This is a genomic window from Bradyrhizobium sp. CCBAU 11434 (assembly GCF_028128895.1).
Classification (GTDB): domain Bacteria; phylum Pseudomonadota; class Alphaproteobacteria; order Rhizobiales; family Xanthobacteraceae; genus Bradyrhizobium; species Bradyrhizobium zhengyangense.
In genome coordinates, this window is the sequence record NZ_LBJX01000004.1 from 102,238 (window position 1) to 116,897 (window position 14,660).

Annotated in this window: 15 protein-coding genes; 4 read left to right on the forward strand and 11 right to left on the reverse strand. The window is 64.2% G+C overall.

The features are described from left to right. Nucleotides 1-8: 8 nt before the first annotated feature. Nucleotides 9-1,070, reverse strand: coding sequence for an MBL fold metallo-hydrolase (locus tag XI06_RS06235; protein WP_271604835.1), 1,062 nt, complete (start codon nt 1,068-1,070; stop codon nt 9-11). 458 nt (nt 1,071-1,528) lie between these two features. Here XI06_RS06235 and XI06_RS06240 point away from each other — a divergent pair, with 458 nt between their 5' ends. Both XI06_RS06240 and XI06_RS06245 read left to right on the forward strand, forming a co-directional pair. Continuing rightward, a complete protein-coding gene (locus XI06_RS06240) occupies nt 1,529-1,699 on the forward strand; it encodes a hypothetical protein (protein WP_237864076.1) in 171 nt (56 codons plus the stop codon). 30 nt (nt 1,700-1,729) lie between these two features. Further along, on the forward strand, nt 1,730-2,401 hold the full coding sequence (locus XI06_RS06245) for a transposase (protein WP_271604836.1): 672 nt from the start codon (nt 1,730-1,732) through the stop codon (nt 2,399-2,401). Nucleotides 2,402-2,850: 449 nt separating this feature from the next. Here XI06_RS06245 and XI06_RS06250 read toward each other — a convergent pair whose 3' ends face one another. From XI06_RS06250 to XI06_RS06260, 3 genes are all read right to left on the reverse strand, one after another. Continuing rightward, nucleotides 2,851-4,992 (reverse strand): methyl-accepting chemotaxis protein, encoded by a 2,142-nt coding sequence (locus tag XI06_RS06250; protein ID WP_271604837.1) that lies wholly within the window; start codon nt 4,990-4,992, stop codon nt 2,851-2,853. A gap of 167 nt (nt 4,993-5,159) precedes the next feature. Next, entirely contained in the window at nt 5,160-5,885 is a 726-nt protein-coding gene (locus XI06_RS06255) for an outer membrane protein (RefSeq protein ID WP_271604838.1), read from the reverse strand. Nucleotides 5,886-6,110: 225 nt separating this feature from the next. Next, a complete protein-coding gene (locus tag XI06_RS06260; RefSeq protein WP_237864072.1) occupies nt 6,111-6,431 on the reverse strand; it encodes a hypothetical protein in 321 nt (106 codons plus the stop codon). 203 nt (nt 6,432-6,634) lie between these two features. Between XI06_RS06260 and XI06_RS06265 the strand changes: the two genes are divergently transcribed. After that, complete coding sequence (locus XI06_RS06265; RefSeq protein WP_237864071.1) at nt 6,635-6,937, forward strand: hypothetical protein; 303 nt, start codon at nt 6,635-6,637, stop codon at nt 6,935-6,937. Nucleotides 6,938-6,957: 20 nt separating this feature from the next. On the opposite strand, the gene XI06_RS06270 is transcribed toward XI06_RS06265, so the two are convergent. From XI06_RS06270 to XI06_RS06300, 7 genes are all read right to left on the reverse strand, one after another. Next, a complete protein-coding gene (locus XI06_RS06270; RefSeq protein ID WP_271604839.1) occupies nt 6,958-7,893 on the reverse strand; it encodes an AEC family transporter in 936 nt (311 codons plus the stop codon). Between the two features lie 103 nt (nt 7,894-7,996). Then, a complete protein-coding gene (locus XI06_RS06275) occupies nt 7,997-8,206 on the reverse strand; it encodes a hypothetical protein (RefSeq protein WP_237864069.1) in 210 nt (69 codons plus the stop codon). Further along, a complete protein-coding gene (locus XI06_RS06280) occupies nt 8,203-8,364 on the reverse strand; it encodes a hypothetical protein (RefSeq protein ID WP_237864068.1) in 162 nt (53 codons plus the stop codon). The genes XI06_RS06275 and XI06_RS06280 overlap by 4 nt, the downstream gene beginning before the upstream one ends. A 166-nt stretch (nt 8,365-8,530) precedes the next feature. Then, nucleotides 8,531-10,150: an ABC transporter ATP-binding protein gene (locus XI06_RS06285; RefSeq protein ID WP_271604912.1), complete on the reverse strand. Its 1,620-nt coding sequence runs from the start codon at nt 10,148-10,150 to the stop codon at nt 8,531-8,533. 2 nt (nt 10,151-10,152) lie between these two features. Continuing rightward, nucleotides 10,153-10,992, reverse strand: a complete 840-nt coding sequence (locus XI06_RS06290; RefSeq protein ID WP_237864067.1) for an ABC transporter permease — start codon at nt 10,990-10,992, stop codon at nt 10,153-10,155. Next, nucleotides 10,989-11,960 carry an ABC transporter permease gene (locus tag XI06_RS06295; protein ID WP_237864066.1) on the reverse strand — a complete coding sequence of 324 codons (972 nt, stop codon included), beginning with the start codon at nt 11,958-11,960 and terminating at the stop codon, nt 10,989-10,991. Before XI06_RS06295 ends, XI06_RS06290 begins: the two co-directional genes overlap by 4 nt. 80 nt (nt 11,961-12,040) lie before the next feature. Continuing rightward, nucleotides 12,041-13,591: an ABC transporter substrate-binding protein gene (locus tag XI06_RS06300; RefSeq protein WP_271604840.1), complete on the reverse strand. Its 1,551-nt coding sequence runs from the start codon at nt 13,589-13,591 to the stop codon at nt 12,041-12,043. 216 nt (nt 13,592-13,807) lie between these two features. Between XI06_RS06300 and XI06_RS06305 the strand changes: the two genes are divergently transcribed. Next, nucleotides 13,808-14,434: a TetR/AcrR family transcriptional regulator gene (locus XI06_RS06305; protein WP_271604841.1), complete on the forward strand. Its 627-nt coding sequence runs from the start codon at nt 13,808-13,810 to the stop codon at nt 14,432-14,434. The last annotated feature ends 226 nt before the right edge of the window (nt 14,435-14,660 follow it).

A 14,660-nucleotide genomic window follows, 5' to 3' on the forward strand; every position in this document is an offset into this window, starting at 1 on the left:
TTTGGCTCTCACGTCGTCCTGAACTGCAGCACGCCGTCCTTGGTCTCGGCTGTCAGCCGGCCCTCGACGATCATGTAGTTGACGTGGGCGACGAGCTCGCCGGCGGCAAAGCCCATCTGGTGCTCGTCGAGCACGTGCTTGTTGAAGACGACAGGCACCAGCGCGCGCGAGGTCTGTGGCACCTCGCGGCAGGCTTCCGCGATCAGGCGGCAGCGCTCCTCGTGGTGATCGGCGAGCTGCTTGATGCGGGTCTTCAATCCGTAGAACGGCACGCCGTGGCCAGGCAGCACCAGGAGGTCATAGGGCAGAGTGGTAGTGAGGCTCGCAAGCGAAGCCAGATATTCGCCGAGCGAGTTCTGGTCGGGCTCGACCGCCCACACGCTGACATTGGGCGAGATCTTGCTCAGCACCTGGTCGGCGGAGAGGAACAGCTTGTCGTCGGCGCAATACAGCATCACCTGGTCGAGCGCGTGCCCGCCGCCGGTGATCACCTTGAAGCGGCGCGTGCCGATCACGACCTCGTCGCCATGCGAGATGCGGCGGTAGGACGGCGGCAGCACCGAGACGCGCTTGAGATAGTCCTGGCCGCGGCCGAGCAGTTTTTCGGTGAGCGACTCGTCCATGCCGTGGCGGCGAAAGAACAGCCGCTGCGCTTCGCGCCGCTCCTCGGTGCCGCGGTTCTGGTGATAGACCGATTGCAGATACTCCACCTGCGACATCACCAGCGGGCATTTGAACCGCTCGACGATCCAGCCCGCGAGGCCGACATGGTCGGGGTGCGAATGCGTGACGATCAGGCGGGTGATGTTGACGCCCTTCAACGGGCCTTCGAACAGCTTGGTCCAGGCCTCGATCGTCTCTTCGTTGCCGAAGCCGGCGTCGACCATCGCATAGCCGTCGCCGTCGGCGAGCAGGTAGATGTTCACATGGTTGAGGCGGAACGGCAGCTTCAGCCGCGCCCACAACACGCCGGGCCTGATTTCCACGACTTCGTCGTGGCCGGGATGCTGGTCCCAGGGATAGCGCAGGGCCTCGGCCGAGGACTGCACGGTGTCGGTTTTTGCGTTCATGCTACCGGCTTAAACCCAGCGCGGGCGGGGCGCCAGCCGAAAAAGGGCGCGAGGCGGCCGTCGCATGGCCGTCATACCGCGTCGTTTTCCGTAGCCCGGATTACGCTTTGAGCGATCCGGGCCACGGGGTGGCGGGCTTACGCCGCCCACATGTTGTTGAGGAACGCGTCGAATTACGGAATTACGAATTACGGTGACAGTGCATTAAATTGACATTCCGCATTCGCGAGCAGCATGCTGCCATGGCTCGTCTCGCTCGTGTCGTCATCCCCGGCCATCCGCACCATGTCACCCAGCGTGGCAACGGTCGCGCCCGCACGTTCTTCGGCGAGGACGACTATGCGCTCTATTGCGATCTGCTCGGTAAATTACGGCGACAGTGCACTAAATTGACATTCCGAATTACGGTGACAGTGCACTAAATTGACATTCCGCACATTCGCGAGCAGCATGCTGCCATGGCTCGTCTCGCTCGCGTCGTCATCCCCGGCCATCCCCACCACGTCACTCAACGCGGCAATGGCCGCGCACGCACATTCTTCGAGGATGGCGACTACGCGCACTATCGCGATCTGCTCGCTGCGAATTGTCGGGCCGCCGGGAATTACGGTGACAGTGCACTAAATTGACGCCGCCCGCATTCGCTGCCATGATGCGGCATGGCTCGCCTCGCCCGTGTCGTCATCCCCGGCCATCCCCACCATGTCACCCAGCGCGGCAATGGCCGGGCCCGCACGTTCTTCGGCGATGACGACTATGCGCTGTATCGCGACCTGCTCGCGGCGAATTGCAAGGCCGCCGGGGTCGAGGTGTGGGCCTGGTGCCTGATGCCCAACCACGTGCACCTCATCCTGGTGCCGTCCGATCCCGACGGGCTGCGCCATGCGCTCGCACGCGTTCACCGCAGCTATGCCGGGACCATCCAGGCGCGGCGCAAGCGCACCGGTCATTTCTGGCAAGGCCGGTTCGGCGCCGTCGTCATGGACGAACAGCATCTTGCGGCGGCGCTGCGCTACGTGTCGCTCAACCCTGTGCGGGCGCGCCTGGTGCAGCGCGCGCAAGATTGGCGCTGGTCGAGCACGCGTGCGCATTTGCGCGGCAAGGACGATGGCCTGACCGCGTTGGCGCCGATCCGCGATCGTTTTCCGGCGTTCGCCGACTTGCTGGCAACCGAGCCCGAGACCGATCTGTTCGACGCACTGCGGTCTGCGGAAAGCATCGGCCGGCCGCTCGGAGATAACCGATTTCTCGCCCGTATCGAACGCCAGACCGGGCGCGTCCTGAAGCCAGCCAAGCGCGGGCCCAAGCCCTCCGTGGAGGAAGACGGATGATCTATTTAGTGCACTGTCACCGTAATACGGTGCGGCCCCGAATGGGCATGATGGCATAATGCCACTGTTTTGCCCGACAGGTCAAACGATATTCGAAAAATACGAAATTGTATCAGCCCGAATCGCGCCCGACCTGACAGCGCGGCTGGTCACGAAAACGAATCCGCGCCGCCGATGTGGCGATCTTTGCCGGTTTGCTGCCGATTTGCTCGATGCTGCAATGACCTGACCGAGCAGCCCCCATACCGGCGAGCAATCGCGCTTCTACTGTGCATGGGGTTGTTTTGCAGTTTTTGCAGCAAGGCGGCTCGGCAAAGGAGAGGGAGGGGGTACAAGGCCAGAAGGCTCGTCATTCCGGGGCGCGCGAAAGCGCGAACCCGGAATCTGGAGATTGTTGCGCGAGATTCCGGGTTCGCCCCTTCGAGGCGCCCCGGAATGACAGCGAAATCTTACGCCGCCCGCATGTTGTTGAGGAACGCGTCGATCTCTCCGCGCAGCATGTCGGCCTCGCGGCGGAGCGCGTCCGATGCACTCAGCACTTCGGTCGCCGCGGCGCCGGCCTCGGCCGAAGCCGTGGAGACGCCGACGATGTTGCTGGAGACCTCGCTGGTGCCCCCCGCAGCATGCTGGATGTTGCGGGCGATCTCGCGGGTGGCTGCACCTTGCTCCTCGACTGCGGCCGCGATCGTCGTGGTGACGTCGTTGATCTCGCCGATGATCCGGCCGATGCCCTGGATGGCGCCGACGGCCGAGGTCGTGACCTGCTGCATGCTGGCGATCTGGGTGCGGATCTCCTCCGTCGCCTTCGCGGTCTGGCTCGCAAGGCTCTTCACCTCGGACGCGACCACGGCGAAGCCGCGGCCGGCCTCGCCTGCGCGCGCGGCCTCGATGGTGGCATTGAGGGCGAGCAGATTGGTCTGCGACGCAATCGTCTGGATCAGGTCGACCACGACGCTGATGCGGCTTGCGCTGTCGGCCAGGCTCTGCACGGTGGCGTCGGTGGCGCCGGCCTCGTCGACCGCCTTCTTGGCGATCGCAGCCGAGGTGACGACCTGCTTGCTGATCTCCTCGATCGAGGACGACAGCTGCTCGGTGCCCGACGACACGGTCTGCACGTTGACCGAGGTCTCCTCCGCGGCGGACGCGACTGCGTTCACCAGCGCATTGGACTGGTCTGCGGTGGTCGACATGCTCTGTGCGGTGGCCTGCATCGAATTGGCCGATTGCGCGAGATTGTCGAGCGCGGAGCGCACCGTGCCCTCGAACTCGGCGATCTTCGCCTCCAGGTGCGCGGCACGCTCGGCCTTGACGACGCGATCCTTGTCCTGCTCGCTCGCAAGCGAGCGGGCTTCGATCATGCTGTCGCGGAACACCGTCAGCGTTTCCTTCATCGCGCCGATCTCGTCGTCCTGACGGGAGCGGACGATCTCGGTATCGAGGTCGCCGGCGGAGAGCAGTTGCATGGCGCGCTGGAGCTCACGGATGCGGCGCAGGATGTTGCGGCCGACATAGAGCCAGACGAACAGCGCCGAGCCGACCAGCGTCAGCCCGCCCAGCGCCAGCATTGCGGTGGTGGCAAGCGAGATCTCCTGGCGGGCCTGGAAGGTCGACGCGTTGGTCTCTTTCTGCACGCCGTCGACGAGTGCCTGCACGCTGATGCCGAGACCGACATTGAGCTTGCGGGTCTCGTCCAGGATGGTCTGGCCGTAGTCGATGGAGTCGAGCTCCTTCTGGCGGATCTTGAACACGCCGGTCTTGCCTTCGCCGAAGGCGAACAGCTTCTCCACCGCGCCGCGCACCGCCTGCATCGAGGGGATGTTCGGGAGGTCCTCGAGGTTGGACTTGACGCGGTCGCGGGTGGTCTTGAATTCCTTCTCGATCGCTTCGAGCGTGTCACTGCTGTTGGCAGAGAGCGCCGCCATCATGTCGGCGGCCATCAGATTGCCATTGGCGGAGATGGTCGAGACCTGGGCGACGGTGCGCGCGGCCTCGGTCGCGTCATCGGCCGACACTTCCGCCGAACCGAGGATCGCGTTCAGGCGTGTCTGAGTATCGAGCATCGCGGGGCCGGCGGCGCCGACGAACGCGATCTGCGCCTTGCGCAGCGCTTCATACTGCTTCTCGTGCAGCGCGCCAGTGTCGAGCCGTTCGCGCGCCGCCGAGACGAGGCTCTGCGTGGCGTCATCGATGCTCTTGGCCGTATCGCGGAGCGCGTTCGCGGTCTGCTGGTCGGCGCCGAGCTCGATGATCTCGCCGAGCTTGGCCATCGCTTGCTGCTGGATGTCCTTCACGTTCTTGGTGCGGTCGTTCAGGGCGTCGTCGCTGGGAGAGGCGAGCAGGCCGGGGCCTTGTGCCGCGAGCGTCGCGCTTTGCGAGGCGAGCTGAAGGCTGGCGGCGAGGCGCGGGATGTCGCGGCCGCTCAAATCCATCATGGTCGAGCCGAGATGGTTGAACACGAAGCCGGCGCCGGCTGCGATCACGAGGCCCATGCCCGCGATCACGGCGAACGCCGCAATCAGGCTGCCACGCAATCCCCATTTCGGCATTTTGAAGCGCGGCTTGAAACGGCCCAAGCTCAGACGGATTGCCATCGAAAATTCCCCCACACCCGTGATCTCTTATTTTCGCCGCGCAGTATCCTCGGCCCGGGTTAAAAAATCGCAAGTTGCACAAATGCTTGGCAGTTCCGCAGGGCGAAAAATGAAAGGGCCGGCAGCGATGCCGGCCCTTGATAGCGGGAAGCGTTTATGAGGCGCGATCAGTAGCGCGCGACGACCGGGCTTGCCCAGTTGAAGCGGTAGTTAACGCCGGCCTTGAAGGTGTGGTCGTCGGTGGTGAAGTTGCCGGTGCCGACCAGCGGACCCGCGGTGAAGTGCGCGTCGCCGAAATTGTAATACTGGTACTCGGCCTTGGCCGACCAGCTCGGTGCGAACATGTATTCGAGACCGGCACCAACGGTGTAGCCGTTGCTGTGACCGCCAGAGATGATGAAGCCGGTCGGCACGCCGCCAACAGTCACCTTCTCATTGCTGTCGGAATAGGCGTAGCCGCCCTTCACGTAGACCAGGCCCGGGCCCCAGGTGTAGCCGACACGACCGGTGATCGAACCGAGGCCGCGCTGGTCGTTGGTGTAGGCCACGCCGCCCGGGAACACCGCGCCGACATTGCCGGAGAGCCAGGAATACTGGGCTTCGGCGCCGACCACGAAGTTCGGATTGACCTGCCAGTCCGCACCGGCCTGCAGGCCGCCGAGGAAACGGCCATTGCCGTTGTTGCCGGTCGAGAGGCCGTTGAAATTATTGTCGCTGGAGAACGCACCGCCGACATGCGCACCGATGTAGAAGCCGGTCCAGTTGTAGATCGGCGCGGCATAGGCCGGCGCAGCCTTGTTGTAATAGGGGCGGGCGCCGAGATCGGCACCGATCGCCGGCGCAGCCGCGCTCACCATCAGCAGCGCAACGGTCGCAAACAGAATCTTCTTCATAGTCTCGAACTCCAACACTTCAGGTCCCCGGCAGGCGCGCAGTCCGCGCCGCGTTGGTTTTGCAGATAGCTCGCTTTTGATGAAAATGCTGTCACATGCGTGGCACAGCAGCGCCCAACCTAACTTATTGGGTTGCAAATGATTTTCGTGCTTAATGGCGGCTTAAGAAGTGGTGAAGGAAGGCTTAATCGGCTTGGCTTGCGGTAACCTCCCGCACGCGTTCCGTTAACCAAGACGCCGCCGCACCTCGTCGCGCATCTGCGCGCGGAAGGCCGCGCGCTTGGCGGGACGGTCTTCCTCGCGCACGTCGTGGCGATCGAAGATGTCGAACTTCTCCAGGATCGGATAGCGCTCGCTCGCCATCGCGAGTACGCGCAGCACCTTGGTCGCGGCAAGCGTCGGACCGCTCACCTCCCAGCGCCGGATGGTGTCGGCGCCGCCGTGCTCCGGCAGCGCGCACAGCTTCGCCATGTCGGCCGCGGTGAGCTTTCGCTCGATGGCGTCTGAGAGGTCGTTGCGGAGCTGCTTCAGTTCGGGGCCGGTCATGTCACTCGCGTCCAGAGAGGTCAGTGCGATGCCCTAGCGCTGATTCGGGTCGATCCGAAGGCGAGGATCCCGCGGCGCCAGTCCGCGCGGCGCCAGTCTCCGGCACTTTCGTGTGCGCACGGAGTTATGAACGTGTTCCTCTGGAAAATCGTCCGATGCATGAACAGATGGCAGGTGAGGCCCTGACGAGGAAGGGATCGGCCATGACAAGCATAAAATTCACAAGCATCAAATTCGCCGTTGCGGCGTTCGTCACCGCCAGCCTGGTGGCGGCACCTTTCGCGGCTGAAGCGAAGAAGCAGAGATCCAGCAGCCACTACAGCACGCGCGTGCTGGCTCCAACCTATGGCAGCTCGGGCGTGACGGCGGCACAGCCGAGGCCGTCCTATGGTTCATCAGGACAAACGGTGGGCACAGTCACGGCCCCATCGATCGGGACATATAGTTGGCCGTCAGTCGGCGTCACCAATTCAGTTCCGACCTGGAGCAATACCAATCCCAAGTGAGATCGGGCGCGAAAAGGCGGCTAGAGCGTTCCTGTCGCGAGGCCCGAGAGAAGATAGAGCGCGATCAGCAAGGTCGCGACCGATAGCATCGTCGTGACCGAGACCGTGGCCGCAACCAGCTTCTCCTCGACCTTGTGCTCGTGCGCCAGGACGTAGACGGTTTTCGCCGTCGGCACGGCCGCGCAGATGACGGCGGCGACGGTGTAAAGCGGATTGAGGCCTGTCAGCACGCAAAGGCCATAGACGATCAGGGGCATCACCACCAGCTTCACGGCCGCGAGTGCGAACGATGTGCTGAGACTGGATCGAAGGCTTTCGACCGACAGGCCGAGCCCGATGGCAAACAGTGCGCAGGGCGTCAGCGCCGCGGCGATCATGTTCAGATAGGTCGCCACAGTTGCCGGAATCGGCAGCCCCGTGATGGCCCAGACGAGGCCGGTGAGCGTCGACAGCACCATCGGATTGAGCAGGATCTGCTTTGCGAGCGCGGCGGCATGCGCAGTGCCGTGCGCGTCCCGTTCCAGCAGGATGACCGTGATCGGAAACATCACGGCGGCGACGAAGACAGTTGCCACGGCAGCGGGCAAGACAGCGGGCTGGCCGTAGATCGCATGCAGGATCGGTAGCGCCACGAAGCCCGTATTGGTCATCGCCGCCGCCATGCCCTGGATCGTGCTGCTGGCGAGATCGTGCCGTCCGCCAGCGCGGACGGCGAGGAAGACCAGCGCGAAGCAGATCAGCGATCCGCCGCCGAAGGCGAGCAGGAAGCGCCACTCCAGGAGATTGCGTGCCGGCTCCTGCGCGATCGTGACGATCAGCAGCGCCGGCATCGCGACATTGTAGGCGAAATGCACCAGCGCGTCGGCGAGAAAGCGGGAGAGATAGCCCGACGCCCCCGCGAGCCACCCGGTGACGATGATCGCGAATACGGGAAGAACGAGGCTGGCAACCTGCATCCGGTGTCCCCTCTGCCGAGCATGCTCGCCACTCTAGCTTGGCGAGGCCTGCTCGTCACGGTTCAACCGGATCGCGCAATCTCCAACGGGCGATCCTGCGCCGCTAAATTCCCCGGCCGTTCTGCTGACCGATCACGCAGCGCCAGGCGGCGAGGCGCTCGGCCGGATGCTGGTTCATCCAGTCGGCAAGCTGCGGCGCGCCCATCAGGCAGGACTGCACCGAGACCTGCGCAAAGTCGGAGCTGGTGACGAGTTGCTCGTGGCAGTTGGATGGAGAAGCGAGGCTGCAAAGCACGGCGATGATCTTGATCATGCGAGGTTGCCCCTGTCGCCCTGCCGCGTGACAGCGGTCGACTGCTCGCCCGACGAATCCGCCGGGGGAAAAATACTGTCGTAGATCGCGCGCGCTTCCTGGATGAGGCGAAGACGCTCGCGCTCGGACTTCGAGACAAACTGAATAATCTGGCCCATATCGGCCTCCAATAGATGTTCGATCCATCATCAGATGATGGAAATCATTCCATTTGCATGTGGGGTGCCGGCTTCATCGTTGCAGCCGGGCCTGCGGTCACAAGGGATAAAATGCCCGTGACCGATCCGTTCCTAGGCGGACCGGAATACCGGATGGAACCGCGCCTCACGCGGCTGGTGCACGTTCCTTCTGCCCCGGCACCGCGGCCAGCAGCTCTCGCGTATAGGCGTGCTCCGGTGCGGCGAACAGCTGTGCCGTCGGCTTCAGCTCGACGATGGCGCCGCGCTGCATCACCGCGATGCGGTCGCAGATTTGCGCAGCGACCCGTAAGTCGTGGGTGATGAACAGCATCGAGAGTCCGAGGCGGCCCTTGAGGTCTTCGAGCAGCTTGAGCACTTGCGCCTGCACCGAGACGTCGAGCGCCGAGACGGCTTCGTCGGCGACGATGATCTCGGGCTCGAGCGCGAGCGCGCGGGCGATGCCGATACGCTGGCGCTGGCCGCCGGAGAATTCGTGCGGATAGCGATCGAGCGCGCCGGCGTCCAAACCCACCATCTTGAGGAGATCGCGGGCGCGGTCGAACGCGTCCTTCGGATCAAGACCGGCCGCGATCGGGCCGTCGGCGATGATGTGGCCGATCTTGCGCCGCGGATTGAGCGAGGCGAACGGATCCTGAAAGATCATCTGGATGCGATGGCGCTCGGTGCGCAGCGCCTTGCCCGAGAGCTGCGTCAGATCGGTATCGCCGATCCGCACCGTGCCGCGGTCGGCCTCGATCAGCCGCATCACCAGCCGCGCCACCGACGATTTGCCGGAACCGGATTCGCCGACGAGGCCGAGCGTCTCGCCCTTGAGAATGTTGAAGTTGACTGCGCGCGCAGCATCGACGCGACGATCCTCGCGAAACCAGCCGCCGGACGTGACGTAGGTCTTGTCCAGCCCGATCACCTCGACGGCCTTGGCCTGGTCGTCGAGCGGCGCGCGCGGGGGCGGGTGCATCGACGGCACGGCGGCGAGCAGCGCCTTGGTGTAGTCGTGCTGCGGGCCGTTGAACACGGTCGCGGCAGGGCCTTCCTCGACGACCTTGCCATGCCTGAGCACCACGACCTGATCGGCGATGTCTGCGACCACGCCGAAATCATGGGTGATGAACATCACCGCCATGTTGCGGTTGCGCTGGAGGTTGCGGATCAATTTCAGGATCTGCGCCTGCGTGGTGACGTCGAGCGCCGTGGTCGGCTCGTCCGCGACCAGCACGGCCGGCTCGAGCGCGAGCGCCATCGCGATCATGGCGCGCTGGCGCTGGCCACCGGAGAGCTGGTGCGGATAGGCGCGCACGATACGCTCGGGGTCGGGCAGGCCGACCTCACGCGCGAGCGATAACGCCTTTGCGCGTCGCTCCCTGGGCGTCAGCAGGCCGTGGGCCTCGAACATCTCGGCCATCTGGTCGCCGATCCGCATCAACGGATTGAGCGCGGTCATCGGCTCCTGGAAGATCATCGCGAGCCTGCGGCCGCGCAGGTCGCGCCAGCCGTCGTCGTCGAGCTTGAGCAGGTCGCGGCCTTCGAACTGGATCTCACCGGAGGTAACCGAAACGGTGTCCGGCAGCAGGCCCATCAGCGCATGCGCGCACATCGACTTGCCCGAGCCGGATTCGCCGACGACGCAGACGATCTTGCCGGGTCGCAAGTCCAGCGAGACGCCGTCGACTGCGAAGGGACGCTCGGCGCCCTTGGGCAGCGCGATCCTGAGGTTCTTGATCGAGACGGCGGGCGGGGCGGTCATCATCAGCGTCCCTCCCGCGAGAGCCGCGGATTGAGCGCATCGTTGAGGCCTTCGCCGATCAAATTGAGGCCGAGCACCGAGATCAGGATGGCGACGCCCGGAAACACCGTAATCCACCAGGCCTGGCGGATCACGGTGCGGCCGGCGCCGACCATGTAGCCCCAGGAGATCAGATTGGGATCGCCGAGCCCCAGAAAGGAGAGCGAGGATTCCAGCAGGATCGCGGTCGCCACCATCAGCGAGGCCAGCACGATCACCGGCGACAGCGCGTTGGGCAGGATCTCGCGCAGGATGATCCAGCTGTTGCTCTGGCCCGTGACCACGGCAGCCTGGACATATTCGCGCGTGCGCAACGACAGCACCTCGCCGCGGACGAGGCGCGCGACCGGCGGCCAGCTCACCACCGCGATCGAGGCCACGATCGAATAGATCGAGGGCTGCAGGATCGCGACCAGCACGATCGCCAGCGCGAAGCTCGGAATGGTCTGGAAGAACTCGGTGAAGCGCATCAAGGCGTCGTCGACCTTGCCGCCGAAATAGCCGGCCATGGCGCCAATGGGAACACCGACGACGAGCGCGACCAGCGTCGAGACGAGGCCGACCAGCAGCGAGACACGAGCACCGAAGATCATGCCGGCGAACACGTCGCGGCCGAGCGCGTCGGTGCCGAGCGGCACCGTGGAAAGCGTGAAGGGCGGCAGGAACGGCCGCTGCACCATGCGCCAGGGTGAGTTCGGGAATAGCAGTGGCCCGAACACGGCAACCGAAATCGCGAGCAGCAGGATGATGAGCCCGATGACGCCGCTCGGGCTCTTCAGCATCGATTTCCAGAACTGTTTCATGCGGCGAATTCGATGCGTGGGTCGACCAGTCGATAGACGAGGTCGGTGATGAGATTGAAGATCAGCACCATGACCGAGCAGGTCACGAACACACCGAGCAGCAGATTGTAGTCGCGCTGAAGCAGCGCGTCGTACATCAGACGCCCGATGCCTGGCCATGCGAACACGGTCTCGGTGATGACGGCGCCGCCGATCAGCGTGCCGGCGTGGACACCGGCGAGCGTCACCACTGGCAGCAGCGCATTGCGCAGCACGTGGCGGCGCTGAATGACGGAATCAGAGAGGCCCTTGGCGCGCGCGGTCTTGACGAAATCGAGCCGCTTCACCTCCAGCATCGAGGCGCGCGTCATGCGGGTATAGGTCGCCATGAAGAACAGGCCGAGCGTCATCGCCGGCATGATCAGGTGTTTTGCGACGTCGACCGCGTGAGCAAGGCCGGTGAGGTTGGCGCCGACCGTCTCGTAGCCGAAGCTCGGCAGCCAATCGACCGTGACCGAGAACAGCAGGATGCCCATCAGTGCCACCCAGAAGATCGGCATGGCGTAGAAGATCAGCGCAAAGATCGTGATCCCGGTGTCGAGGAGCGTCCCGGCAAACCGGGCGGCGAAGGTGCCGAAGAGAACGCCAAGTGCCAGCGAGATCGCGAATGCGGACATCGTCAATAGCAATGTCGCCGGCAGCCGTTCCGCGATCAGCTTCGCCACAGGTGCTTGCTGGCGGAAGGAAAAGCCGAGGTCGAGGGTGGCGATGCCCTTGACGTAGATGAAGAGCTGCTCGGGCAGCGGCTTGTCGAGGCCGAACTTTTCCCGGAGTTGCTTGACGAAGACCTGGTCGCTGGCGCCGGCCTCGCCCGCCATCACGATTGCGGGGTCGCCGGGTGCCAGCCGGATCAGGAAGAAATTGAGGACGACGATCGCAAGCAGGACGATCACGCCTTTCGCGACACGCTGAGCGACGAAAGAGAGCATCTAGATTTGCATGCCAGTTGATTGACGCGGTCTCGCCGCGAGGGACACCTCTCCCCAACGGGGAGAGGTGGGTACCGCCCTCACTTGTCGAGCCATGCGTCCTTGAAGCCGTCATTGACCCCGATCCCGGTGGTGATCAGGTTCTTGACCTTACAGCGCATGATGGTCGGGAATTGCAGCTCGAGCATCCAGGCCACCGGCACGTCCTCGACCAGGACCTTTTGCGCCTTCTCGTAGATCTCCTTGCGCTTGGTATCGGGCGTTGCGACCGCGCCGTCGGCGAACAGCTTGTCGATATCAGGGTTGGAGTAGCCCTCGACGTTGTTGAACACCTGGCCCTTGACGATGGCACTGGAGACGTAATTGCGCCCCACGCCCAGCGCAGGATCGCCGTACTGGTAGAGATAGGTGAAGGCGATATCGTAATCCCAGTCGCCGATCTTCTGGTTGCCGCCGGCAACGTCGGTCGAGATCGTCTCGATGTTCATGCCGACGTCCATCAGGTTCTGCTTCACCGCTTCACCCCAACGCTGCCATGTCTCGCCATAGGCGAGCGGCAGCAGGCGGATCTTCTCACCCTTGTAGCCGGCCTCCTTCAGCAGCGCCTTGGCCTTGGCCGGGTCGTAAGGATATTTCGGCACATCATCGGTGTAGTATTTGATGGTCGAGGCCGAAGGGCCGGTGGCGACCTTGCCGAGCCCGTTCCAGATCACGTCCTTGGCGAAATCGCGGTCGATCGCATACATGATCGCCTGCCGCACCCGCTTGTCGGCAAGCGGGCCCTGGCGGTTGTTGAGCCACAGCCAGGCGAGCGGCGAGAAGAACTCCCAGCCCGCGCCGGTGACGCAGGTGTCCTTCAGCTTGGACAGCCGCGGCACGTCGAAATTCTCGACCGAGCCGCCGGGCAGCACGTCGACCTTGCCGGTCTCGTACGCCACCGAGCGCGCGGCGGCGTCGGGGATGATCTGCCAGTAGATCTCGTCGATATAGGGCTTGCCCTTCTCGTAATAGTTCGGGTTCCTGACCAGCCGGATGTACGAGCCCTTCTGCCATTCCTTGAACATGAAGGGGCCGGTGCCGACGGGCGCGTTGTTGTAAGCGTTGGTCTTCCAGTCGGTGCCTTCATAGAGATGCTTCGGCACCATCGGCATCGAGCCGACCTCGAAGATGCCGAGGAACGGGCCGAACGGCTGTTTCAGCGTGAACACGACGGTGTAGTCGTCGGGCGCCTCGACCTTGTCGACCTGTGCAAGGTTGTTGCGGGCGCGCGCGTGGGTCTGCTTCAGCATCTCGATCGAGAACAGCACGTCGGCCGAGGTGAAGGGCTTGCCGTCATGCCAGGTGACGCCCTTGCGGAGCTTGAAGGTGTAGGTCTTGGCGTCCTCGCTGACGCTCCAGCTCTCGGCGAGCTCAGGCATCGGCTCGAGCTTGGGGCTGTAGCGCAACAGGCCTTCGAAAATGTTGCCCGACACCATCTGGGTCGGACCGTTCTGGATCATCGCCAGCATTAGGCCGGGCGGCTCGGGCTGGATCACCGCGTTGATGACGCCTCCAGTCTTCGGCTCTTGCGCCAGAGCCGAGGCCGTGAGGGCGCAAGTCAGGAGGAGACCAAGCAACACTCGTTTCGACATGTCGTATCTTTCTCAAGCGCGACCGGCCGCAAACGCTTCGCGACGTCCTCGCGCGCAAAGCGACGGCCGACCCATCCCAGTCCCCATCCGGGCGCGAGGCTCACACGGTCCCGTTCCGCGCCGCAAGATGAAAGTCTCGACAGTGTCAGCACAAAAAATGTACAGCGCGTCCTGTTTTCACTTGATTCAATGTCGTGTCACGGAGACAAGTCGGCCATGGACAACGCCACACGCTCCGAACGATCCCGCAATGCTGCCCTCGAAGCAGCCATCGCGATCATCGCGCGCGACGGACCCGGCCGGCTGACGCTCGACGCGATCGCGCGCGAGAGCGGGCTGAGCAAGGGCGGCGTGATGCATCAATTCCGGACGAAGGAAGCGGTGCTGAAGGCGCTGCTCGAGCGGCAGATGGCGCATTTCGAGGAGTTCTCGACCGCCTACATGGCAAAGGTGAGCAAGATTTCGGCAAATCCCGAGCTCGCCACTCAGCTCGCGACGGTGCGCGAAGCCGCAAGCTCGCCGAATTCGGCTGCGCTTGCTCTGGTCGCGGCCATGGTCGAGAACCCCGGTCTGATGTCTCTGCCGCGTGATCGCGAGATGAAGCGGGTCGCAGCCATCAAGGCCGAGGCGGCCGATCCGGATCTGGCGCTGCTGCGTTGGGCCGCGGCGAGGGGCCTGCTGCTGAGCGGCCTGTTCGGGATGTCGCCGCTGAGCAGGGCCGAGCATGATCGCCTGTTCGCGCGTCTGCTTGACGACAAGCAGTGGAGCGGTCTCGAACGTCAAGCCGCAACGCGCCCCGCTAAATCTGCGGCGAAGCCCGCAGCTCCGCGCAAGCGCGTCTGATTCACTGTTAACGAATTCCACCCGGCCGCTGCCCAAAGTCGCGCCTGCGGCCCAATGCGCCGCGACGTCGTTTTCTCACTTTACAAACCGACTAGTCGGTTTTATAAATCGAAACACTGAGGCGGCCCAAGGCGTCTGACACGGCCCCGGACGATGCCTTGAGCCGACAAAGGTGAGCCCCGCAGCCGCGTCTGGTCCCGCACGCGGCTGCGGTCGCCCTTGCCCC